The organism is Mucilaginibacter sp. (genome assembly GCF_965200995.1).
Classification (GTDB): Bacteria; Bacteroidota; Bacteroidia; order Sphingobacteriales; family Sphingobacteriaceae; genus Mucilaginibacter.
Map to the genome: position 1 here is coordinate 1,106,215 of NZ_OZ241743.1, position 22,119 is coordinate 1,128,333.

23 protein-coding genes are annotated in these 22,119 nt (G+C 45.1%); 7 read left to right on the forward strand and 16 right to left on the reverse strand.

Annotation, left to right across the window (positions count from 1 at the left end):
• The first annotated feature begins 16 nt into the window (after positions 1-16).
• Positions 17-1,696, forward strand: a complete 1,680-nt coding sequence (locus ACY652_RS05335; RefSeq protein ID WP_462266982.1) for a S41 family peptidase — start codon at positions 17-19, stop codon at positions 1,694-1,696.
• Positions 1,697-1,791: 95 nt separating this feature from the next.
• Here the strand turns inward: ACY652_RS05335 and ACY652_RS05340 are convergent, their stop codons facing one another.
• From ACY652_RS05340 to ACY652_RS05365, 6 genes are all read right to left on the reverse strand, one after another.
• Positions 1,792-2,274, reverse strand: coding sequence for a hypothetical protein (locus ACY652_RS05340; RefSeq protein WP_462266983.1), 483 nt, complete (start codon positions 2,272-2,274; stop codon positions 1,792-1,794).
• A 139-nt stretch (positions 2,275-2,413) separates the two neighbouring features.
• Positions 2,414-2,767 carry a 50S ribosomal protein L19 gene (gene rplS, locus ACY652_RS05345; protein WP_462266984.1) on the reverse strand — a complete coding sequence of 118 codons (354 nt, stop codon included), beginning with the start codon at positions 2,765-2,767 and terminating at the stop codon, positions 2,414-2,416.
• 157 nt (positions 2,768-2,924) lie between these two features.
• Positions 2,925-3,599, reverse strand: a complete 675-nt coding sequence (gene trmD, locus ACY652_RS05350) for a tRNA (guanosine(37)-N1)-methyltransferase TrmD (protein ID WP_462266985.1) — start codon at positions 3,597-3,599, stop codon at positions 2,925-2,927.
• Between the two features lie 87 nt (positions 3,600-3,686).
• A complete protein-coding gene (locus ACY652_RS05355; RefSeq protein ID WP_462266986.1) occupies positions 3,687-4,091 on the reverse strand; it encodes a VOC family protein in 405 nt (134 codons plus the stop codon).
• Positions 4,092-4,214: 123 nt separating this feature from the next.
• Entirely contained in the window at positions 4,215-4,739 is a 525-nt protein-coding gene (rimM, locus tag ACY652_RS05360; protein WP_462266987.1) for a ribosome maturation factor RimM, read from the reverse strand.
• Positions 4,740-4,819: 80 nt separating this feature from the next.
• Positions 4,820-5,347, reverse strand: a complete 528-nt coding sequence (locus tag ACY652_RS05365; protein WP_462266988.1) for a 30S ribosomal protein S16 — start codon at positions 5,345-5,347, stop codon at positions 4,820-4,822.
• 233 nt (positions 5,348-5,580) lie between these two features.
• Between ACY652_RS05365 and ACY652_RS05370 the strand changes: the two genes are divergently transcribed.
• Positions 5,581-5,871 (forward strand): hypothetical protein, encoded by a 291-nt coding sequence (locus ACY652_RS05370; protein WP_462266989.1) that lies wholly within the window; start codon positions 5,581-5,583, stop codon positions 5,869-5,871.
• A 67-nt stretch (positions 5,872-5,938) separates the two neighbouring features.
• Here ACY652_RS05370 and pfkA read toward each other — a convergent pair whose 3' ends face one another.
• Genes pfkA through ACY652_RS05390 form a run of 4 tightly spaced genes read right to left on the reverse strand, consistent with a single transcriptional unit; the run spans position 5,939 to position 9,881 of the window.
• Positions 5,939-6,916: a 6-phosphofructokinase gene (pfkA, locus tag ACY652_RS05375; RefSeq protein WP_462266990.1), complete on the reverse strand. Its 978-nt coding sequence runs from the start codon at positions 6,914-6,916 to the stop codon at positions 5,939-5,941.
• Positions 6,916-8,631, reverse strand: coding sequence for a protein-disulfide reductase DsbD family protein (locus ACY652_RS05380; RefSeq protein WP_462266991.1), 1,716 nt, complete (start codon positions 8,629-8,631; stop codon positions 6,916-6,918). The genes pfkA and ACY652_RS05380 overlap by 1 nt, the downstream gene beginning before the upstream one ends.
• A gap of 16 nt (positions 8,632-8,647) precedes the next feature.
• The gene (locus ACY652_RS05385; RefSeq protein WP_462266992.1) at positions 8,648-9,103 is read right to left on the reverse strand and encodes a protein-disulfide reductase DsbD N-terminal domain-containing protein; all 456 of its coding nucleotides are present in this window, start codon (positions 9,101-9,103) and stop codon (positions 8,648-8,650) included.
• 4 nt (positions 9,104-9,107) lie between these two features.
• Positions 9,108-9,881, reverse strand: a complete 774-nt coding sequence (locus tag ACY652_RS05390; protein WP_462266993.1) for a biotin--[acetyl-CoA-carboxylase] ligase — start codon at positions 9,879-9,881, stop codon at positions 9,108-9,110.
• A gap of 47 nt (positions 9,882-9,928) precedes the next feature.
• Between ACY652_RS05390 and rsfS the strand changes: the two genes are divergently transcribed.
• From rsfS to ACY652_RS05405, 3 genes are all read left to right on the forward strand, one after another.
• A complete protein-coding gene (gene rsfS / locus ACY652_RS05395) occupies positions 9,929-10,303 on the forward strand; it encodes a ribosome silencing factor (RefSeq protein WP_462266995.1) in 375 nt (124 codons plus the stop codon).
• A gap of 59 nt (positions 10,304-10,362) precedes the next feature.
• Positions 10,363-12,462: an ATP-dependent zinc metalloprotease FtsH gene (ftsH, locus tag ACY652_RS05400; RefSeq protein ID WP_462266996.1), complete on the forward strand. Its 2,100-nt coding sequence runs from the start codon at positions 10,363-10,365 to the stop codon at positions 12,460-12,462.
• A 61-nt stretch (positions 12,463-12,523) separates the two neighbouring features.
• Complete coding sequence (locus tag ACY652_RS05405) at positions 12,524-13,162, forward strand: LutC/YkgG family protein (protein ID WP_462266997.1); 639 nt, start codon at positions 12,524-12,526, stop codon at positions 13,160-13,162.
• Here the strand turns inward: ACY652_RS05405 and ACY652_RS05410 are convergent.
• Both ACY652_RS05410 and ACY652_RS05415 read right to left on the reverse strand, forming a co-directional pair.
• The gene (locus tag ACY652_RS05410; protein WP_462266999.1) at positions 13,159-13,686 is read right to left on the reverse strand and encodes a Uma2 family endonuclease; all 528 of its coding nucleotides are present in this window, start codon (positions 13,684-13,686) and stop codon (positions 13,159-13,161) included. The genes ACY652_RS05405 and ACY652_RS05410 overlap by 4 nt on opposite strands.
• Before the next feature lie 34 nt (positions 13,687-13,720).
• A complete protein-coding gene (locus ACY652_RS05415) occupies positions 13,721-14,818 on the reverse strand; it encodes a metallophosphoesterase (protein WP_462267000.1) in 1,098 nt (365 codons plus the stop codon).
• A 102-nt stretch (positions 14,819-14,920) separates the two neighbouring features.
• Between ACY652_RS05415 and ACY652_RS05420 the strand changes: the two genes are divergently transcribed.
• Complete coding sequence (locus ACY652_RS05420) at positions 14,921-15,991, forward strand: PA0069 family radical SAM protein (protein ID WP_462267001.1); 1,071 nt, start codon at positions 14,921-14,923, stop codon at positions 15,989-15,991.
• Here the strand turns inward: ACY652_RS05420 and ACY652_RS05425 are convergent.
• The 4 genes from ACY652_RS05425 to ACY652_RS05440 all read right to left on the reverse strand — a co-directional run bounded on the left by ACY652_RS05425 (position 15,988) and on the right by ACY652_RS05440 (position 20,757).
• Positions 15,988-17,469: a tetratricopeptide repeat protein gene (locus tag ACY652_RS05425; protein WP_462267002.1), complete on the reverse strand. Its 1,482-nt coding sequence runs from the start codon at positions 17,467-17,469 to the stop codon at positions 15,988-15,990. The genes ACY652_RS05420 and ACY652_RS05425 overlap by 4 nt on opposite strands.
• Before the next feature lie 69 nt (positions 17,470-17,538).
• Complete coding sequence (locus tag ACY652_RS05430) at positions 17,539-18,282, reverse strand: zinc ribbon domain-containing protein (RefSeq protein ID WP_462267003.1); 744 nt, start codon at positions 18,280-18,282, stop codon at positions 17,539-17,541.
• A gap of 657 nt (positions 18,283-18,939) precedes the next feature.
• Positions 18,940-19,878 carry a tetratricopeptide repeat protein gene (locus ACY652_RS05435; protein WP_462267005.1) on the reverse strand — a complete coding sequence of 313 codons (939 nt, stop codon included), beginning with the start codon at positions 19,876-19,878 and terminating at the stop codon, positions 18,940-18,942.
• 78 nt (positions 19,879-19,956) lie between these two features.
• Positions 19,957-20,757, reverse strand: coding sequence for an MIP/aquaporin family protein (locus tag ACY652_RS05440; protein ID WP_462267006.1), 801 nt, complete (start codon positions 20,755-20,757; stop codon positions 19,957-19,959).
• Positions 20,758-21,107: 350 nt separating this feature from the next.
• Between ACY652_RS05440 and ACY652_RS05445 the strand changes: the two genes are divergently transcribed.
• On the forward strand, positions 21,108-22,004 hold the full coding sequence (locus ACY652_RS05445; RefSeq protein ID WP_462267007.1) for a family 43 glycosylhydrolase: 897 nt from the start codon (positions 21,108-21,110) through the stop codon (positions 22,002-22,004).
• Positions 22,005-22,119: the final 115 nt, after the last annotated feature.

A 22,119-nucleotide genomic window follows, 5' to 3' on the forward strand; every position in this document is an offset into this window, starting at 1 on the left:
TTACCACACGTTTACCATGAAGCAAACTGCGGTTGTTATTTTCAGGACAGTGATTATCCTGCTGGCCGGTATCACGATAGGTATGATCATCAGTAACGGCAGTTTTACAGGCCGCAAGCTTGATATTTATAATGATGGCGACAGCAAGGTGGGCGAGGTGCTGCACCTGCTGAAAAACAACTATGTAGACTCGGTAAATACCGATACGCTGGAAGAGCAGGCATTAGACCAGATGCTGCAAGGCCTCGACCCGCACTCGCTATACCTGCCGCCCCAGCAGGCACAAAGCGTAAACGAGCGGCTGGAAGGCGGCTTTAACGGCGTGGGCATTTCTTACATGCTGCTGCGCGATACCCTGGCGGTTACTCAGGTTTACACCGGCGGCCCTGCCGAAAAGGCCGGTCTGCAAAATGGTGATAAAATTGTTACCCTGAACCGTAAGCCTTTTGCCGGCACGCACCTTACACTGCCCCAAGTTAGTAAATTGTTTGAAGGCGAACCTAATACCACCATTAACTTGGGGATTATGCGCTGGAATAACCCGCGATTGAAAGAATACTCTATTAAACGCGGCCATGTAATATTGAGCAGCCTGGATGCTGCCTATATTACGGCACCGGCTACCGGTTATATTAAGATCAGCAAGTTTGCGGCGACTACCGATACCGATTTTAAGAGCGCCCTGCAGAACTTAAAAGCTAAAGGTATGCAGCAGCTATTGCTGGATTTGCGGGGCAACGGCGGCGGCTACCTCAACGCCGCCACGGCACTGGCCGACGAATTTCTACCCAAAGGCAAACTGATTGTTTATACCCAGGGACTGCACGAACGCCGTACCGATTATTTTTCTTCCGATTCCGGCCTGTTTCAGCAGGGGAAGGTGGCGCTGCTGATTGATGAGCATTCGGCCTCGGCCAGCGAGATTTTGGCGGGGGCTTTACAGGATTTAGACCGGGGTGTGATAGTTGGCCGCCGCTCGTTTGGTAAGGGATTGGTGCAGGAGCAGTTTCCGTTCAGCGATGGCTCGGTGGTGAATTTAACGGTGGCGAGGTACTATACGCCGTCGGGGCGCTCGATACAGAAATCGTACCGGGGCGGTACTACAGATTATCGAAATGATCTGGAGGGACGGGTACAGTCGGGCGAGTTATACGGCCAGAAGAATAAGTATACCGACAGCCTGCTGAAAGCCGCCTCAAAATACCACACCGCAGCCGGCAAAAAGGTATACAGCGGCGGCGGCATTATGCCCGATATATTTGTGCCGGAAAACCCGGCCATGAATACCCAACTGGTGCGCGAACTAACCCGTAATCAACTTTTCACCGGCTATGCCATCGACCGCCTGCAGCCCCTGCTGGCCAGGTACCACTCCGCTACCGGATTTGCAGCCGGTTATCAGGTAAGCGATACCGATTTAACTGCCTTTGTGGTATACGCCTCCCAAACCCTGCGGCAAATGGAATCGCAGGAGATACGCACCGCCAAAGCCTACTTGGGGCGGCTCATTAAGGCCAACGCTATTCAGCTCAAATGGGGCACGGCGGCCTATTACCAGTATCTGAACAGTGAGGACCGGGATGTGGTGAAGGCGGTTGAGGCAGTAAAGGTAATGTGTGATTGTATTGATTTACCATTGCAAAGAACGGGGGCCGTTCTGTTGTATACAAGGCAACTAAGTAAACCTATAAGATAGCTTTGTTCTTGACGATGGACAAAATGATGTACGTTTAAAACATATGCTGCAAACCCGCATCAGCATAATAAGGTGCGTTGTAAATTCATTCCAGCTTAACGGGACATCAAGTTTATTGTATCGGTAATAAAATGAATGCGACTGTCTGGATAACTTTCTTCTTTACAATCAAATTCTTCAGTCTCAGCATAACGTTTTAAAACAGCTAATGCTACTGTTTTCATTCTTTTAGTTACCAAATTAATGTCTTTTTCAATGACTTCATATGCTTGTAGTCTGGCTTCATACCCCTGTTCACATAATATCTTTATGAATTTTATAAAATACTTTTTCGTATCAAAATCTTGTAAGGAATAAATCAGTGTTCCATTATAATTGTAAAAATTCTTATCAAAAATCTTTTTAATTACACTTGGTATAGCTGCTTGAAACTTTGCATCAGCAAATATTAGCGCAATGCTGTTCGCTATGGCAATGTTATCTGTTTTGTTAAACAGGAACAATAAAATTTCTTTGTCTTGATTAGTTAAGTTTTCAGCTTTGATAGCACTTATTGCTTTAGCTAATTCATTTTCCATATATTAAATTGATGCTCACACTGATTAAAATCCTTTATAAGGCACCTCAAATTACAATATATTCTACATAATCAACATCCAATAAAAAACGCCTTTCCGCATTGCTGCAAAAAGGCGTTTTGCTGGTATACAAATATACTTATACTTTTACCCGCTTTGATTTGATACGGGCAGCTTTACCGGTTAAGGCACGCAGGTAAAACAGTTTTGCCCTGCGCACTTTACCATAGCTGTTTACTTCTACTTTATCAATGTTGGGAGAATTGATTGGGAAAATACGCTCCACACCTACACCGTTTGAAATTTTACGTACAGTAAAGGTTTCGGTAGCACCAGTGCTGTTGCGCTGAATTACCACACCCTGGTAAATCTGAACACGCTCTTTATTACCTTCTCTGATTTTATAGTGTACGCTTACAGTATCTCCCGCATTAAATTTAGGAACCTCTTTTTTTACTACTGATTGCTCTTCAACAAATTTTACTAAATCCATGATTTTAAGCTCTTAACGCAATTTTTAACCCGTAAAAATCGGATTGCAATAATAGGGATAAATTTTAATAATTAAAAGTGATTACAGATTTTTTCAACATTTTTAAGGTCTGCTAAAAATCAATGTTTACAGGTTAAGCCATTGTAAATAAACAACGCTACTGCAGCAAGTCGGGCCGGCGGGCTTTGGTACGCTCTACAGATTGATCAAAGCGCCATTTCTCAATTTCGGGGGTGTTGCCGCTTAATAATATCGGGGGCACTTCGTGGCCGTTCCAGTTGGCAGGGCGGGTATAAACCGGCGCATCCAGCAGATCTCCCTGAAAAGAGTCGGAAAGCGCTGAGGTTTCATCAGACAATACACCAGGTATCAGGCGCACTACTGCATCTACCACAATAGCCGCGGGTAACTCGCCGCCGGAAAGTACATAATCGCCGATGGATAGCTCGCGGGTAACATATAAATCGCGTATGCGCTGGTCGATGCCCTTGTAATGTCCGCATAAAATAATGATGTTCTGCTTTACCGACAATTCATTGGCAATGGATTGGTTAAGTGTAATACCATCCGGGGTCATGAAGATTACCTCATCATACGTACGCTCACTTTTCAGTTGCTCAATGCAGGTGGCAAAAGGCTCAATCATCATCACCATACCACTGCCACCACCATAGGGGTAGTCATCCACGCTCTTATGCTTGTGCGTGGTATAATTGCGCAGGTTATGTACGTGTATTTCGGCAATGCCTTTTTTTTGCGCCCGCTGTAATATGGAATGGGCAAAAGGGCTTTCTAACAGGCCGGGCAGTACGGTAAGGATATCAAAACGCATATTTTAAGAATCATGAAATAAGAAGCAGGCCTATTTGAATTATGCTGCTTTAGTTCTTATTTCCATTGCGTAACAAATATACACCTTTTATAATGGCCTGTAAATTTCCCAATGATGCCCAAAAGGATCAGCAATACGACCTAAACGAAAACCGTAATCTTTATCTGATACCGGGTCAATCTCCGTTGCACCGGCAGCAATGGCCTGCTCTGCCAACGCATCCGGACTTTTCACTACTAAACCCATGCGTATGCTGATGCCACCCAAACGCTGCGGACTATGATTGCCATGTTCAGGTGCTTCATCAGCCACATAAAAACGTGCCCCTCCGATGCTAAGTTCCGCTACAATCTTGCCATCGGGCGATTCGATGTACATGACTTCATTGGCACCGAAAGCTTCTTTATAAAAAGCAACCGCTGCTTTACCGTTTTGCACCGATAATACCGGAACAATAGCAGCTTGAAAATTCCTGTCTGAAGAATCATTCATAATAGTACAACCAAACGTTTAAATATGTTACCTTCTGCATCTTCCAAATAGTAGTATGAAAATAAAAGGACAATGCTTTGCTTTAAAGTACATTAAGACTTTCAGTATCTAATATATTTAATTTTAGCTTAAATACACATCCAGCAAACCTTCCGGCAACTCAATATATACCTCACTATTTTCCACATTAATCCCTTTAATCAAATCGGTATTTAAGGGAAACAGTACCTCGTGCCCCTGGTATTTCACCGTGGCGATAATCTGCTGCGGATAGTCGATGATTTCAATGATTTCTCCCAGTTCACCTTTTTGCTCATCAATGGCAATAAAGCCTTTTAAATCTTTAAGGCCAAATTCCTCCTTCTTCTTTTTAGGCTTTAGCTTATTAGGCAGAAATACGTCTTTTTTAGCTAATAATGCAGCTTTCTCAATAGTGTTTATTTCCTCCAGCAGCAAATAAGCGGTATTGGGCATCGGATATTTAATGCTTTCAATAAAGTAAGGTACCAGTTTACCGGCCACATCCACAAACACCGATTTAAATTTTACCTTCTCCAACCCTTCAAAATCCACATAGAGTTGCAGTTCGCCTTTCAACCCTCGTGTTTTGGTCAGGGTACCTATGCGAAAGCTATCTTCAATTTTCATATTTAGCTGTTGGTTTTAAACAACAATAGCGAAGTGCTTTTAAAGGCGCTTCGCTATTGGTATAATGGTAATAACTTAATTTATACAGTAGCTTCCGGAGATTCTTCGGCTGCTTCAGCTTCGTCAGCAGCAGGGGCTTCTTCGGCCGGAGGTGTATTTTTAGCGGCAATGGCTGCAGCCCGCTCTTCCTTCTTCTTCGCTTCGGCAGCTAAGGCAGCGTTGCGATTTTCTTCTTTGGTAGTGCTCAACGTGGTTTTCTTACCCGAAATTTTACCTTCTTTTTGGTCAGTCCAGGCAGTAAATTTCTCGTCGGCTTGTTCCTGGGTTAAAGCGCCTTTAGCTACTCCGCCCTGCAGGTGTTTTTTGTATAATACGCCTTTGTATGACAGGATGGCACGGCAGGTATCAGTTGGCTGTGCACCATTGTTCACCCACTCAAAGGTTTTATCAAAATCAATGTTGATAGTAGCCGGATTAGTGTTCGGGTTGTATGAACCCAAACGCTCAATAAAGCGGCCATCGCGCGGAGCACGTGCATCGGCTACCACAATGTAGTAAAAAGGCTTGCCTTTTTTACCATGTCTTTGCAATCTGATCTTAGTTGCCATTTTTCTTTCTTTATGTATTCAACATGAGCCCCGGAGTTATTTCTGCGGGGCTGCAAAGCTAAATAATACTTCTCGTTTTTGCAAGTACATGACAATCACAATATTTGTATATAAAAAATATAAAACATTGATTTTCAGCATTTCAATATTTTAACACCAACTGTATAAAATGTTTTTATTAGTATTGTATCAATACATTTTGCACTCAACTTAAAATAATCAGAATTCATTAAATGAAAAAATCAAGAAATCTCCTTGTACTTTTATTAGCAGTAAGTATTTTCACATCAAGCTGCGCTACTGTTTTTGGCGGACATATTAACAGCTATCAACGCACAAAACCTTTGCCGGGACAGCCACAACGCCGTTTACGTGTAGCTGCGTTTATTGTGGATATTGTATTGTTCTGGCCTGGTGCAATTATTGATTTTGCTACTGGTGCCATATACAGGCCTACACCCGCCCCGGTAGATACACAACAACCGGCAAGCAACCCAGTACCTGCACAAAGCGGTAGCAAATAAAAATTTGCCATTTCACTAAAAAGGCCATTGAGAATTGCTCAATGGCCTTTTTAGTGAAATGGCAATGTTATAAGGATAGTATCTCTACAATCTTCAGCAAGTTAGGGTCTGCTTCAACCGTGTGCTTAATGGCATTTTCAAAAGGGGTATAGGTAATCTGGTTATTAATGATACCCACCATCTCGTTACTGTGGCCTGCTAACAGGCCTTCTACAGCGGCTACACCTACACGGCTGGCCAGTACGCGGTCCATACAGGTAGGATGCCCGCCGCGCTGCATGTGGCCCAGTACCGATACGCGGGTATCGTAATTAGGATATTTCTCTTTAACCAGCTTGCCAATTTCAAATGCGCCACCGGCTTCATCGCCTTCGGCCACAATTAAAATTTTGGATGATTTATCACGGCGGCCAGTGTCCAAACGTTCATATAAAGCATCAATGTTCGTTTTTGACTCAGGTATTAAAATGGCTTCAGCGCCAGAGGCAATACCGGTACGCAGGGCAATCAATCCCGAATCCCGGCCCATAACCTCCACAATAAATAACCGGTCGTGCGACTCAGCCGTATCACGTATCTTGTCTACCGCTTCCATTACAGTGTTAATGGCGGTATCGTAGCCAATAGTAAAATCGGTACCAATCAGGTCATTATCAATAGTGCCGGGCAAGCCCAGCACCGGTATATCATACTCGTGCCCGAAAACTTTGGCGCCGGTAAAGGTACCATCGCCACCTATGGCTACCAATGCATCTACCCCATGTTTCTTTAGCTGCTCATAAGCCTGCTTACGCCCTTCCGGCTCGCGGAACTCCAGGCTACGGGCGGTTTTTAGTATGGTGCCGCCCCGTTGAATGATATTGGCTACCGAGCGGCGGTCCATAGGCAGCATATCGCCGTTGATCATGCCTTCGTACCCCCGGCGTATGCCGGTTACTTCCAAATTATAATAGAGTGCCGTTCGTACCACCGCACGTATGGCGGCGTTCATGCCGGGCGAATCACCGCCCGAAGTATATACCCCAATATTCTTAATCTGAGTCATTATTGTCCGTTCTGATAAGCGGCAAGGCCGCTGTCTAAAAACTTAATATAATTTTCAACGCTGTAGTTAGCGCCCTGCGGCGGTACCAGTACTTTGCCCCGGGCATCAATAATTACATAGTAAGGTTGCGAATTTACATTAAATTTTGATGCCTCGTAGTCGCTATTTTTATCACCAATGTTGGTAATTTTTTTACCACTAAGGGTAGAGGTATACTGCTCGTTTAGCGGCAACTCACCCCGCTTTTCATCTACATATAACTCTAATAATACAAAATTTTGCTGCAAGCGCTTGTGCACTTCCGGGTCGGCCCATACATCTGCCTCCATTTTACGGCAATTGGGACAGTTCCAGCCTGTAAAATCAATCAATACCGGCTTCTTCAATTCTTTAGAAACCCGTAAGGCCTGGTCGTAATCATACCATTCGTCCAGCCCTTTATGTTTGCCCCGCACAAACAGGTCTGCATACTTTTTTTCTTTGATGGAAATACTGGTTTCAGGTGTTGCCTGCACTTCTCCTCCACCAACATTCGCTGACAAATCAAAATCCTGCGTGGCAATAGGCGGCAGAAAACCGCTGATGGCCTTTAGCGGCGCGCCCCACAAACCAGGAATCATATACACGGTAAATGAAAAAACAGCTATGGCGAAAAAGGTACGGGTAACTGACAGATAGGGCAGATCGCTATCATGCGAGAATTTAAGCTTGCCGATAAGATACAGCCCGGTAAGTATACCCAATGCAATCCAGATGGAAAGAAACACCTCGCGGTCAAACCAGTTCCAATGATAAGCCAGATCTACGTTGGAAAGAAACTTTAACGAGAATGCCAGCTCCAAAAAGCCCAGTATCACTTTAACGCTGTTGAGCCAACCACCTGATTTAGGTAAACTTCTAAGCAGCGACGGGAACAATGCAAAAATGGTGAAAGGTACAGCCAGAGCCATGGAGAAACCTAACATACCTATTGCGGGTGCCAAACGTTCACCTTTTGAGGCGGCCTCTACCAGTAAAGTACCAATGATAGGGCCGGTGCAGGAGAATGAAACCACCACCAGCGTAGCCGCCATAAAGAAAATACCGGCAATACCTCCCTTATCTGAATTTTCATCCAGCTTATTAGCCAGCGAACTGGGCAAAGTAAGCTCAAAAGCGCCTAAAAAAGAGATACCGAATACCACCAGCAACAGAAAAAAGCACAGATTAAAAATGCCGTTGGTAGCCAGCGCATTTAAGGCGTTTGAACCGAAAAAGACGGTAATCAAAAGCCCAAGGGATACATAGATAACAATGATAGATACCCCATATAATAAAGATTGAAATACCGCTTTACCTTTTGAACCGCTTTTTTTAGTAAAAAAGCTAACGGTAAGCGGCAGAAGCGGATATATGCAGGGCATAATCAGCGCAGCAAACCCGCCTAACAATCCGGCAATAAATATCTGCCATAGTGTTTTAGGCTTTTGCCGGGCGCCGGGCGGCACCGTATTAGCTATTGCTGTTTGTGCAGTAGGCGCCTGCTGGCTTACTTTAATTTTAGCCGCCATACTATCACGCGAGGTGGCAATGGGCGTAAAATCCACATCGGCGGTTGATACGGTATCAGGCTGTATGGCACTGCGGGCAAATGCTGTACTGCCCGAAGGTATACTCAGCAGAAAAGCACCAAGCGTTAGCAATGCTGCCAGTATAAAGCGGTTAACTAATTTCATTAAAGCGGATTAAATATTATTTAGCAGCTACCGGAACGCTGAAAGTTATATCATCTGGCGGCAGGCATTTACGATCGTTACAGGTCATGTAGGTTAAGGTGCCTTTAACTGTGGTTGCCCTGGGCGATTTAAGTTTGATACGTTGCTGAAAAACCACACTATTTTCAAAATAGCTTACGTTCATTTTAAAGGCATCTTCATATTTGGTAACCGCCTTTGGCTCGCTTGGCTTACTTACCAGCGTATAGTCTTTTGAAACTGTAAATTTAAACTCGGTAGCTACCGGCCCGCCTGATTTTATATTTTGCGAGTAAATGTGCCAGCCGTTGTCAATGGTAGCTTTTACTAATACCACAGCCTCAGTAGCGCTTACCCTCTTGGCGGCGTAGGCCCATTTTACCGGGGTTTCAATCTGGGCAAAAGCCGAGCAGGTGAGCATCAGCAACCCTGCCATTAATATCAATTTTCTCATTTGGTTATTTTTGATGTAAAAATTCAATCTCTTTAAAGTTATACTCCTGCAAAATGCCCTGCTGCTGCACCTGAAGGCGGCCTTGTTGAGTTACACCGGCAATAGTACCTATAAATTCCTGCCCGTTTGCCCTGAAGCTGCGTTCCTGACGGTAACCATACAGTAATGCCAGGTAAGCGGCGCTGATGTCGGCCAGCTTTGAGGCCTTAAGCCGCAGGTACCAGCCTTCAATACGGCTGCAAAGGTGTGACAATAACAGGCGTAAATCATAATCTTTATGTAAGATTTGCCTGAGCGATACCGGGTTAGGCACCCACTGCGGAAACTCCTGTTGATTAACATTCAGCCCGATGCCCACCACCGCGTATTTTATCTGGCTGCCCTGCAGAATATTCTCAATTAAAATACCGCCCAGCTTTTTATCATTATAATAGATATCGTTGGGCCATTTAATGGAAATACCGCCGCCTGCAATTATATTCAGCGTTTCGGCTACCCCCAGGCTTATGACCTGTGTAAGGTAAAATTGGTTTAAAGGCGATAAAAATACAGGCTGCAGCAGCAGGCTGAAAGTAAGATTTTTGCCTGGCTCACTATTCCATCGGTTTTGCTGCTGCCCGCGGCCGGCATACTGGCTTTCTGCCATAATGACTGTCCCCTCGGGCACTGGCGTGGAATTTGACAATAGATTCTTAAGGAATGTGTTTGTAGAGTCAACTTCTTTTAGCGCAACCAGGTTTTGCCCAACAAATAATCCCGAAAAAATGTTACTTTGCAAAGTACAATATTCTTTATATCAAAATCGTTCAAAACTAATTCTTTTTGATGGTAAAAAACAAAGTGTTAAATGAATCTGCTGTAATTTCTGACCTGGCTGTTCATGGCATTCAGGAAAAAAAAGGCAATGATATTGTAAGACTCGATCTTAGAAATATAAACAGTTCGGTGGCCGATTATTTTATTATCTGCCATGCCGATTCTTCCACCCAGGTAAAAGCAATTGCCGGCAGCGTTGAAGAAGAAATTTATAAAGCCATAAAGCAAGACCCCTGGCGCAAAGAGGGAATCCAGCATGGCGAATGGATATTACTGGATTATGTAAACGTGATTGTACACGTTTTTAAAACCGATAAGCGTGAGTTTTACGGCGTGGAAGACCTGTGGGGCGATGCCGACATTCAGTATTACAAAAGTGCTTAACTGCTGCTTTATTAGCGGCAGAATTATTTTTTAAACTATACGTTCCGAGAGACACAAAAATGAGCGAAGAAAAAACGGAGAAACCCAAATTTATCAGGAGAACTCCAAACAATAAAAAAAATACGCCCCGCCCGCCCCGGTTTAATTTCATGTGGATATATGCCATAGTGATATTGGCCCTGCTGGTAGTGCCTTACATTTTAAATGGTAATGGCGGTAAAGAGATTAGCTTCCAGCGTTTTGAAACCGAAATGCTGCGCAATAACGACGTAGACCATTTGGTGGCCTACAAGGATGGCGACCGCGTGATTGCCGAAGTATACCTGAAAAGAACCAGCCGCGAAAAGCCTGAATACAGTGATGTAAAGGATCAGCGCTCGCTGAATATATCTTCGGGCGGCCCGCAATACTACTTTACCGACGCTTCCTACGAAAGCCTGAAGCAGTCCATTACCACTGCTGAAAAGGCTACTCCTGACAATGAAAAGGTATCTATCCAGTATGCACAGCAGCACGAAAGCCTGTTCTCCAACTGGCTGGTGCAAGGCATCATTATGCTGATTTTATTTGCCGGATTATGGCTGTTCATTATGCGCCGCATGTCTGGCGGAGCTGGCGGCGGTCCTGGTGGCCAGATTTTTAACATTGGCAAATCAAAGGCTACCCTGTTCGACAAAGAATCGCAGGTAAACGTTACCTTTAATGATGTAGCCGGGCTGGAAGAAGCTAAGGAAGAGGTAATGGAAATTGTCGACTTTTTACGCAACCCCAAAAAATACACCAATTTAGGTGGTAAAATTCCTAAGGGCGCATTGCTGGTTGGCTCTCCTGGTACAGGTAAAACCTTATTGGCTAAAGCTGTTGCAGGCGAAGCGCAGGTACCTTTCTTTTCCCTGTCGGGTTCCGACTTTGTGGAGATGTTTGTAGGCGTAGGCGCTTCACGCGTGCGTGATTTGTTCAAGCAGGCTAAAGACAAGGCGCCTTGTATCATCTTCATTGATGAAATTGATGCCATAGGCCGCGCCCGTGGTAAAAACAACATTGTGGGCGGCAATGATGAGCGCGAAAATACCCTCAACCAGTTACTGGTAGAGATGGATGGCTTTGGTACCGACTCAGGCATCATTATTCTGGCAGCCACCAACCGCCCTGACGTGCTGGATTCTGCCTTGATGCGCCCGGGACGTTTTGACCGCCAGATTTCTATTGATAAGCCCGATCTGATTGGCCGTGAGCAGATTTTTAAGGTACACTTAAAGCCGTTGAAACTGGCTGATGATGTAGAAGCAAAAAAATTATCTGCTCAAACACCGGGCTTTGCAGGTGCCGAAATTGCCAACGTATGTAATGAGGCAGCCCTGATTGCGGCCCGCCGTGATAAGACTGCCATTGATATGCAGGATTTTCAGGATGCTATTGACCGCGTAATTGGCGGCCTGGAGAAAAGGAATAAAATTATATCACCCGAAGAAAAACGCATTGTGGCCTACCACGAAGCAGGACACGCTATTGCAGGATGGTTTTTAGAACATGCCGACCCGCTGGTAAAGGTATCTATCGTACCGCGCGGCGTGGCTGCGCTGGGGTATGCCCAGTACTTGCCTAAAGAGCAGTTCTTACACACCACTGAGCAGTTGATGGACGAAATGGTGGTATCAATGGGTGGCCGTGCTGCCGAAGATATTGTATTTGGCCGTATCTCTACCGGCGCCCTGAGCGATCTGGAGCGCATTACCAAATTATCATACGCTATGGTGAAAATTTATGGCATGAACAGTAAGGTGGGTAACCTGTCTTTTTACGATCCGCAGGGAGAATATCAGTTTAACAAGCCTTACTCTGACACCACGGCCGAGCTGATTGATGAGGAAGTGCGTACCATGGTTGAGGGTGTTTATCAGCGTACCAAGAACCTCCTTATCGAAAAGCGTGAGGGACTGGAAAAACTGGCAACCAAACTATTGGAAAGAGAAGTATTGTTCCAGAGTGATTTGGAAGAGCTGCTGGGTAAGCGCCCTTTTGATGAGCGTACCACTTATGATAAGTTTGTGAACGGCGAAGCCGCCCTCAACCCTGAAACTGATAATAACGCTATCCCGGAATCGGTAACTAACCCCGAAACCACCCTGATAAATGGCGGTACTGCCGTCAAAGGTTAATTTTACGTAAAGAAGTTTAGTATAAAGCCGCTACCTTAGTAGTGGCTTTATTTTTTTGCATATGCGCGATATTACCACCTCTAAAGAAAAACTGCTGAAGAAGATAAGAAAGGCACTACTGGAAAAGCGGGACAACCCTTATCCCAATTTAGAGGAACAGCCCTTATACCCACCAGTTAATGAGCTGTTAGAGGTACAGTTTGCCGAAGAGTTTAATGCCGTAGCCGGGCAGTTCATGTTCTGCGAAGATGAGATTCAATTCATCGAAAGCCTGATTAACTTGGCCGAGGAGCGCAAATGGCACAAGATTTATTGCTGGGAACCTGCCTTGCAGGAACTGATGGATAAATACGGTTATCCGTATTACGCTACCGATAAAAACTTTGAGCAGGCCGAGGTAGGCTTTACCTTGTGTGAAGCCCTTATTGCCCGTAACGGCAGCATTATGCTTTCTAACGGCAATATGGCCGGGCGCAGGCTGAGCATTTACCCGCCGGTACACATTGTGCTGGCTTACAGTTCGCAACTGGTACCCGATTTAAAGGATGGTTTTAAAGAATTGAAGGAGAAATACGGCATACGGCTACCGTCTATGGTTACCACGATTACCGGGCCCAGCCGTACTGCGGATATTGAGAAAACGCTGGTGCTGGGCGCACACGGCCCTAAAGAGCTGTTTGTATTTTTGCTGGATGGTTAGAAGTTAAATTCTTTTTGTAGTAGCTGACTGTACATTCTTCCGGCTGAACTTTCTAATTGTGCAAATTCATCATCCAAAAGCTGATAGCCGGTAACCTCTTTAGTAAAAGGATCAATCAACCAGTACTCTTTAACTCCATACCGCTCATAAATTATCTTTTTATCTACCTGATCATACTTGCCGGTAGATGGCGACAAAATTTCTATCACTAAATCAGGTGCATGGTGTAAACCGTCCTGCTGTATATAGTTGCTGTTAGCTGAGGAGATGAAAATAATATCAGGCTGGAAAACGTTTTCCATATCGAAGTGCACATCGTAGGGAGCCACCCTTGTTACACCAAGGCCTTCCTCTTCTACAAAGTTGCCGAGCAACCTGTACATTTTATCCAAGACCTTTTGATGATTTTCTGAAGGTGAAGGCGACATAATTAATTGATTACAAATAATCTGGCACAGCGTTCCCTCAGGCAGAAGCTGATAAACTTCCAGCAACGTTTTCGGTGGGTGAGCTAAAATTTCCATAATCAACGCTTGCACATAAAGATACGCTTTTATTTTACAGCTTCAGATCAGCCAGTTTACTTTCCTCTAATACATGCCTGCCGGGCTGCCCTGCCGCATCATATTCCCACTTAATTAACCGGATACTACCATCGGCAATTTCAATCCCGGTGATGTCGCCATCATTAAAACAACAGCAGCCGCTGTTAAAGTAAGTATCCTTATAACCTTTAAAATCCAAAATCGTCTCTCCCTTTAAATGGCGGGTATCAATTTGCTTTTGCAGGTCTGCTATTGTTGCCTGATTGCCGTCGGTTTTGGCACGATCCAGTAAAACGTAAAGGCGCTCGATATGAGTAACTGAAGCAAATACCGGCTGATGCGTGTGCCCCGTAATCAGCAGCAAATTACTTTGAGCCGCGCTCCAGTTATACATCAGCGTATTGTGCAGCGTTTTTAAATCATCATTATTAGCCGGGGTGTTGGGGTTCACATGCAGGTAAGCCTGCAGGCGCTCCCAGATGTTGGATACAAACCACTTACTGAACCAGTTGCCATCGCTCTGCAAATCGCCCTGATGCCCATGTGTAAGATAAATATCCGGCCCTTCCGCCTTTGATTTTAAAATTAATCCTTCGTAAATGGGTACCGGTTGCCCGTAAATCTGCTTCAATACCAAAGGTGCCAGCGGGTCATTATCCCAGTATAAATCGTGGTTACCAAATATTTTAAAGAAGGCGCCACGCTGCAAAAACTGCTGTTCGGCAGTAAAGGTAGCCTGGTTATGCCTGCGTACGGCATCCAACCGGTTCTTCCACAACTCCTCACTATCGCCCAGGCAAATTAAGGAAAAGCCCTGCGTTTGGTAATAATCCAGCGCAGTTAAGTAATTGCGCTCGGCCAGCATAAAATCATCAGCTTCATTACGGGCGCCCTTGTGCTGGTCTGAAAATATAATAAACTTTTCCTGTTGCGCATTAAAGGGTATAACCAGTCCCCGTTTGGTTTGATGGGCTGTAATTTGCTGGCAGAGCCTGCTCAACGCTTCAAACACCCGGCTCTTATCCGGGTTTGATGACCATTTATTGGCTAACCGGGCTACCGGGGCAGAAAGTAAACGTTGCAGAAAGCGGCGCATATGGTTAATCAACACTATTAATGCCTGATTTGTGTGTACCCCCTCCGCCTTCAAACCGTTAAATTTTATTTAGCAATCAGCATTGTCATAAGCTAATTTATTTAGCAAATTTGTACTATGGCGTTTGAGGTAAATCAGGAGTTTTTTAAAGGGCGGGGAGCACAGGTCAATACGCACAACAAATTTATTCAGAACCAGTATGTACTGGAGCATCTGGAAGGACTGGATGAACCCCTGCTACAGAACAAAAAAACGCAGTTTTATAGCGAATCGCCCAAAACGATTGTCAGTAAAACCAAAAGTCCCGACATTAGCCACGGCGACTCCATTAACCCGTACCAGGGCTGCGAGCATGGCTGCATTTACTGCTACGCCCGCAATAGCCACGAATATTATGGCTTTAGCGCCGGGCTTGATTTTGAGCGCAAGATCATTGTCAAAAAAAATGCGCCCCAGCTATTAGAGGAGTATTTTAACAAGCGGAAGTATAAGCCTTCTCCCATTGTACTATCAGGCAATACAGATTGTTACCAGCCCATCGAACGCGAACTGGAAATTACCCGCAGTATGCTTAAACTGTTCTTGCAGTACAAGCACCCGGTAAGCATCATTACCAAGAATAACCTGGTGCTGCGAGATATTGATTTGCTGGAAGAACTGGCTAAACACCATCTGCTGCATGTTAATATCTCTATTACCACTTTAGATGAACAGCTGCGCCAGAAACTGGAGCCCCGTACCGTAACATCGAGCGGACGTTTAACTGTAGTTCAAAAACTCACCGAAAAGGGTATCCCGGTACGGGTGATGACAGCGCCTATTATACCTGGTTTGAACAGTAACGAGGTGCCTGCCATTATAAAAGCTGCGGCCAACCGCGGCGCTGTAGCGGCGGGCTTTACCATAGTGCGCCTCAACGGCAGCATTGGTGAAATTTTTACCGACTGGCTGTATAAGACCTTTCCAGACCGGGCCGAAAAGGTATTAAACCAAATTAAAGAATGCCATGACGGCAACCTGAACGACAGTGAATTTGGCCGCCGCATGATTGGTGAAGGCCAGGTGGCCGAATCCATTCACCAGCTTTACCGTATTGCCTGTAATAAATACTTGGAAGGGCGCGACATGCCTGCCTATGACCTTACCCAGTTTACGCCAAAAAAAGGCCGGCAAACCACCTTGTTTTAAGCCTTGAGCCGCTTTAAACCCATTTTGGCTTTTTGCTGATAGCTGGCGTTTACATGTGTAGTTTTCAAGCTAATTGCAATGTTATAATAAACAACGGCCTGGCTGTTATTTTTGTGCTGCTCATAAATATATCCTGCTTTTTGCGCTGCTGCTGCTGCAAAGTAATACGTAGTATTGCGGCCTGTATTTATAGCCTGCCTATAGTTATTCAGGGCATCGGCAGCCTTATCCTGTGCTTCGTAAATTCGTGCTAAACGGTAAAAGTATTCTGCCTTATCATGTACTGAAGCAAAATCGCCTGTATTTTTATCCTTTAACAGGGCCAGCGCCTTTGCGTACAGGCCGCCATCATAATATAGCCGCGCCTGCAACAAGGTTTTATCAGGCATACCTTCGTTTATTTCTACCAATGCCTGCTTGTCGCGGTCTACATAACTGCTGCCCTTGCTCTTTGCCAACTGGGCAAAGGCTTGGTAACGCTTAATATCACCTGCCAGCACACCTATCCAGGCTAGGTGCAGGTAACAATCTTTAATGTTATTATTACCTTTATTCGTACGCAAAAATTTATTAAAGTAATCAGTCGCACTATCATTATCGCCAATGTTTAAGCGGGCCATGCCCTGCAGGTAGTCCAGGTAGGCAAAAGGCTGATAATCGCTGCCGGGAGGCCGGTTTTGCAAAAATCCAATTGCTTCGGTACTGTGGCCTGTGCGCAGGGCTACATAGCCTTTCACGTAGGTTTTCAGCAAACTGCTGCTGTCAATCAGGGCGGTGTACTGCTGCATTTTACTGTAAGCTGCCGGATCATTCAATACATCGGTTTGTATAAAGGTGAGGTAGAAGGTAAGTTCGGGCTGATACATGGCGTAACCCGATTGCGGCAACTGAGCAGCCAGCCGCTGCAACATGCCCATCCCTGCCGTTGTACTTCCTCTGATGCCGAAAAAACCGAGCGTGCTCTTCAAAGCGCCGTCAGGCAATACATCCAGCAATACGTTTACTACACCCATTAGTATATCATCCGGCAAAAAGCCGGGAAACTTCTTTTGATTTTCCTGCAGCAGCCGGTAAGCTTTATTGATACAAAAGCCTGCGGTGGTAAACTCACCAAAACGGCTATGCAGCAATGCCCATTGCAGGTTGATTTCGGCCTGCGCAAAATTATAATAGGGTGAACTTTCGTCCTCATCATCCAGGGCATCCAACCGGTCGGAGCGGCGGCCTTTCAGGCGATCAAACTCGGCCTTATTTTCTGTGGTAAGTATTTTATAGTAATCATAATAGTTATCCAGCAGTATAGTGATGCTGTTGCCGGGGTGCAAGGCCTTCTCCCGGTCAATTAAGGTACGGGCTGTTGTTAATTTAAGTATACTTAAGGCTTTATAAGCCTGTACGCAATTGGCATTATAATCAAAACCGGCCCATGCCTTTGCCGTCATGATAATAAAGAGAACAGAAAGAGAAAATTTACGCATACATAAAAAAAGGCGTCTTCTTTTTGAAAAGACGCCTGGTATAAGATATGATTATCGTTTGATTACTGATTAAACCTGCTCGGGTTCGAGCGCCATTTGTTCATCAACCAATATACGGCCGCAATGTTCGCATACAATGATTTTTTTACGCTGGCGAATATCAGACTGGCGCTGCGGCGGAATCTGGTTAAAGCAGCCGGAACATGAATCGCGCTGAATGGTGACTACGGCCAAACCGTTTTTGGCATTGCGGCGCAAACGGTTATAGGCAGTAAGTAAGCGGTCTTCAATATCCTTAGTTGCATTTTCAGCCTGTACGTTCAATTCATTTTCATCCTTTTCGGTTTCAGAAGTAATCGTGTTCAGTTCCTCTCTCTTAATGTCAAGATCACCTTTACGTCCGTCCAGATCAGCCTGTGCTTTTTCATACACCTGAGTTTTGGTAGCAATATCGTAGCCAAACTCTCTGATTTTTTTTTCACTTACCTGAATATCCAAGCCCTGAATTTCAACCTCTTTAGAGATTGCATCATACTCGCGGTTATTCTTTACCTCGTTCAGCTGAGTTTCATATTTTTTGATATTGGCTTGCGCTTCCTTGATCAGATTTTTGCGGGTTACCACATCATCTTCCATATCATCCAGCTCATTCTTGATTTTTTGGATACGGGTTTCCAGGCCGGCTACATCGTCTTCCAAATCAGCAACTTCCATAGGTAATTCACCGCGTACCTGGCGTATGCGGTCAATCTTGGTATGAATGGTTTGTAGTTCGTATAAAGCTTTCAGCTTTTGCTCTACGGTTTGTTCCATTAAATCAGCTATTTTACAGGGTTAGAATTATTTATTATTAATCGGACGGCAAAGATAGTAAATACTAATAAATTTTAATATAAATGTTGTATAAGTGCAGGTAATTTTTATTAGCCGGCCTTTTTAGCTTTGCTCTGAGCCTTGCAGCCGGTGCTGCCGCCTGCTGAAATCAGGCTTTTCATACTGCGGCAGCCCTCATATTTGCCCCCACAAGTGCCCGTAAACGTTATAAATAAAATTGCCGCCTGCGTGTGGTGCTTTACCCCTCCCGATCAGCCCGGAAAAGTGTAAACCCAAAGTTTACACTTTTCAAAAAATATTACATTTAATACCCTGGTATTCAACACTTTTTGAAAAAGCAGGGTTTACACTTTTTAGAGCTTTTAGTTGTACATTTTGCCAGCATTTTTTACCTCCGGTTTTCATGCCTGAAGGATGAAAAATTTGGCATGAAAACGGGTTACGCCTGAGTGATACGGTACTGTAATTATCAAATGTCCGGCAATCGACAATGAAGTAATGCCAAACTTTTTTCAGCATCCTACCAGCCAGGTATCCGCTTGCTTAACCTGTATTTTTTCTTTGCCAACGGGATGCCAGAACAAGTTAAGTATACTGTGGATGCGATTATCTTAATTTAAAAAGTATTGCCAGCACCTATGGGTTTACCCCCTGCCGAATAGACTTGGCAAAAGCCTGTACATGGCCGCTTTTGGCAAGTTGCAAATACCGGTCAGCTAACTGCTTAAAAAAGGGATCGGTTATGTTTAGCTGGCTGGCCTGCTCACCCACCGCTGTAAAAACAGCCTGCAACTGCCCGCTAAACTTGTCTGCTGTATTGCTGTACCGGCGTTTGGCTGTTGCGGCAACTGCTTGTGTAATGGCGCTATTCAGGCTCACGTTGGCAGCATCAGGCCGGGGACTGGCTACGCCGGGCTCGGGTTTGAGTTCGCCGCCATGAATAATTTGCACAAGGTTACTGTAAGCCTCAGTACTTTTAGGGCTGTTGGGCGCCATCTGCAAAAAGGTGCACAGCCCTAAAAATGCGGCTGCGCGTTTATTCTGATGAAAGGTAACCAGTGCATACAGGCGTACCGCATCGGCTTGCTTTGCATCCAGTTGCAGGGCAGCAACAGCGCTTTGCTCGGCCTCAGCATACTGGCGGTTACGAAAGTAAGCCAGCCCCAAACCGTATTGCAGTGCATAAGTAGCCGAATCGGCGCGAATAGCCTGCCGGTAACTTTCTATGGCTTTTGCAGCTTGCCCGGCCTGGTCATAAATAGCCGCCATTAAGCCGTAAGCGCTGCTGCGTTTAGCAGCCGTAATATCAGCATCCTGCACTGTTTGCTGCAGGTAAGGCAAGGCCTGCGGCCCCTGCCCGTTTGCCTGCAGGGCAAATGCAAGCAGGTAAACTGCTGAAGACTGGTTGGGCTCCACAGCTAAAGCCGCCTTGTACTTTTCAATGGCAGCCGCATAGTTATGCGCATTGCCGAGCCGGGTACCCTCCTGTACCAGCGAACGGGCATCCTGTGCCTTCGCTGATGGCGCAGCGGTATATAAAAGTATGATAAACAGAAAGGCAACACGAGTAACCATAAAGAATTAGCCGTTAAAGTAAGCAGGATATATTTATACGAAAATAGAAGAATGAACAACAAGTGCCTTATATTAAAACTAATCACCTGCCGGAAAATGCGGCATGGTGTGCGTATGCCAGAACCGTTTACTGGCACCGGTGCCGGGCTTAGTAACCAGTGCAGCCTGCGCCCGCCGCTGCCAGTATAAAAAGTTCTCACTGGCAATGAACATTCCTGCTACCGGCGCAATAAAGTATATCCAGAGGTTGCCCCACTGGTTAGCGCCTGCGGCACCGGCCAGTGAACGTGCCGGATTAATACTCATGCCGGAATACGGCTGCTCAAAGGTTACGAACAGGCAAATCAGCCCGCCGGCAATAAAGGCCGAATATTTTTCCAGCCGTTTGGCGCTATTGCAAAACAGTATGGCAGTTACAAAAATAAGGGCAATTGTAAATTCCGCTAAAAATGCGTGTGTAAGCCCATAAGAATTTTGGGGTGCCGAAAGGCTGTAATTAACCGGATGCGCCCCAAATATTTCATGCAGGGTAAGCTTGAGCAAAAACACGGCGGCAACAGCGCCGGCAAACTGAAAAATCACATACCCTATAGCATCGGGCAGGGTAATTTTATTAAGGCGTAGGTAAGCCCAGGTCATCAGGGGGTTAGCATGAGCGCCCGACAACTTGCTGGCTGCCGTAGTGGCTGATATAATGTAAACACCCAATACCGCACCGGTAATTAAACGCCTTAGGATGGGGTAGTACACCAGTGCTGTTTTATTTACCGGCGATGCCGGGTTTTCCATCAGCATACCCATAAGGGCGCCTGTGAGCACAAAGCCGGCAATACCTAAAAACTCCATTACATAAAACTGCCAGCGGCTTGCTTTCATCATCGGCATCATAACTTACAACTTCCCCTAAAAACGGGGTTTGTACGGGCAATTACATTGCCGGCATGTAAGGCTACAACCTGCTGTAGTAAAAGTTTCATTTACAGTGGCTTCATAAAGTGGATAGCTGTAATTTGAGTTAAAAATATTTCAGAACCTGTTTCAGGCCGTAAAAAATAGCTATGTTTATGCAGGCAATTCACCATAGTTAAAGTATTCATTAAGCGGTATTAAATACGTTGAGCAAGTCGGGTTATTTAACAGTAAACGCAGTCATTAAATCTGTTTTATTTTTACTGCTGTTTGGCACAGCCGCCTGTAAAAAAAAGCAGATGGGGCCGCCTAATATTTCAGTGAGAGATCCGTCTGCCATTATTGAGGCCAACGGAAAATATTATCTTTATGGTACCGGCATTGGCATCAAGCAGTGGTCATCAACTGATATGAAAACCTGGGTGGCCGGCCCGGATATCTTCAAAACAGCCCCATCCTGGACCACTGCCCAGATACCTGATTTTAAAAACGACATCTGGGGGCCTGACATTAGCTACTATAAAGGCAAATACTATCTCTTCTATTCGGTTTCGCAGTATGGCACCATCAACTCTGCCATTGGCTATGCCACCAATACTACCTTAAACCCATCAGACAGTACCTATAAATGGGCAGACCAGGGCAAGTTACTTGAATCGGGCGGTTCGGGCTATAACGCTATTGATCCCAATTTTATAGCTGATGATAATGGCACCCCTTATATTGCCTTTGGCTCGTTTTATAATGGCATTACCATCAGTAAGTTTCAAAACGATACCCTGAAGCTGAATGCAAAAATATCGCCCGACCGGCAGTTGTTGGCTAAACGCAGTGCAGTTGTTATTGCGGCCACCATTAATGATATTGAAGCCCCGTTTATTCTAAAACATAACAACTATTATTACTTGTTTGCATCTATTGGCTCCTGCTGTGCGGGTGTGAGCAGCACTTACCAAACCATTGTAGGCCGCTCGGCAACCATTAACGGCGTATACCAGGACCGCAATGGAACAGCTATGGCAGATGGTGGCGGCGAAGTAGTACTGGCAGCAGACAGCAAAGAGTGGCATGGCGCGGGCGGCGAATCAGTTTTTACCATCAAAGGAGTTGATTACATTACTTATTTCAGTTTTGACGATTCGAGCACCGAGCGGCTTCGTATATCGCAGCTTTACTGGGACGGAAATGGGTGGCCACATGCTTTGTTCTTTTATTAATCATCGTATTAACGTAAATTCATAAAAGTCCGCAGAACGGTTAAGCAATTTGTAGTTGATAAGTAAAAGCTTATCGTGTATGTAATTAAAAATAAAAGTATCAGCGCTATCCGCT

Bases quoted from the DNA above. Each gene is read 5' to 3' on its own strand.
- ACY652_RS05380 (WP_462266991.1), bottom strand. From the start codon at position 8,631: ATGAAATTAGTTAACCGCTTTATACTGGCAGCATTGCTAACGCTTGGT.
- ACY652_RS05430 (WP_462267003.1), bottom strand. From the start codon at position 18,282: ATGGAACAAACCGTAGAGCAAAAGCTGAAAGCTTTATACGAACTACAA.
- ACY652_RS05435 (WP_462267005.1), bottom strand. From the start codon at position 19,878: ATGGTTACTCGTGTTGCCTTTCTGTTTATCATACTTTTATATACCGCT.
- ACY652_RS05425 (WP_462267002.1), bottom strand. From the start codon at position 17,469: ATGCGTAAATTTTCTCTTTCTGTTCTCTTTATTATCATGACGGCAAAG.
- ACY652_RS05385 (WP_462266992.1), bottom strand. From the start codon at position 9,103: ATGAGAAAATTGATATTAATGGCAGGGTTGCTGATGCTCACCTGCTCG.
- ACY652_RS05440 (WP_462267006.1), bottom strand. From the start codon at position 20,757: ATGATGAAAGCAAGCCGCTGGCAGTTTTATGTAATGGAGTTTTTAGGT.
- ACY652_RS05355 (WP_462266986.1), bottom strand. From the start codon at position 4,091: ATGAATGATTCTTCAGACAGGAATTTTCAAGCTGCTATTGTTCCGGTA.
- rsfS (WP_462266995.1), top strand. From the start codon at position 9,929: ATGGTAAAAAACAAAGTGTTAAATGAATCTGCTGTAATTTCTGACCTG.
- ACY652_RS05335 (WP_462266982.1), top strand. From the start codon at position 17: ATGAAGCAAACTGCGGTTGTTATTTTCAGGACAGTGATTATCCTGCTG.
- ftsH (WP_462266996.1), top strand. From the start codon at position 10,363: ATGAGCGAAGAAAAAACGGAGAAACCCAAATTTATCAGGAGAACTCCA.
- ACY652_RS05340 (WP_462266983.1), bottom strand. From the start codon at position 2,274: ATGGAAAATGAATTAGCTAAAGCAATAAGTGCTATCAAAGCTGAAAAC.
- trmD (WP_462266985.1), bottom strand. From the start codon at position 3,599: ATGCGTTTTGATATCCTTACCGTACTGCCCGGCCTGTTAGAAAGCCCT.
- ACY652_RS05365 (WP_462266988.1), bottom strand. From the start codon at position 5,347: ATGGCAACTAAGATCAGATTGCAAAGACATGGTAAAAAAGGCAAGCCT.
- ACY652_RS05405 (WP_462266997.1), top strand. From the start codon at position 12,524: ATGCGCGATATTACCACCTCTAAAGAAAAACTGCTGAAGAAGATAAGA.
- pfkA (WP_462266990.1), bottom strand. From the start codon at position 6,916: ATGACTCAGATTAAGAATATTGGGGTATATACTTCGGGCGGTGATTCG.
- ACY652_RS05420 (WP_462267001.1), top strand. From the start codon at position 14,921: ATGGCGTTTGAGGTAAATCAGGAGTTTTTTAAAGGGCGGGGAGCACAG.
- ACY652_RS05370 (WP_462266989.1), top strand. From the start codon at position 5,581: ATGAAAAAATCAAGAAATCTCCTTGTACTTTTATTAGCAGTAAGTATT.
- rimM (WP_462266987.1), bottom strand. From the start codon at position 4,739: ATGAAAATTGAAGATAGCTTTCGCATAGGTACCCTGACCAAAACACGA.
- rplS (WP_462266984.1), bottom strand. From the start codon at position 2,767: ATGGATTTAGTAAAATTTGTTGAAGAGCAATCAGTAGTAAAAAAAGAG.
- ACY652_RS05410 (WP_462266999.1), bottom strand. From the start codon at position 13,686: ATGGAAATTTTAGCTCACCCACCGAAAACGTTGCTGGAAGTTTATCAG.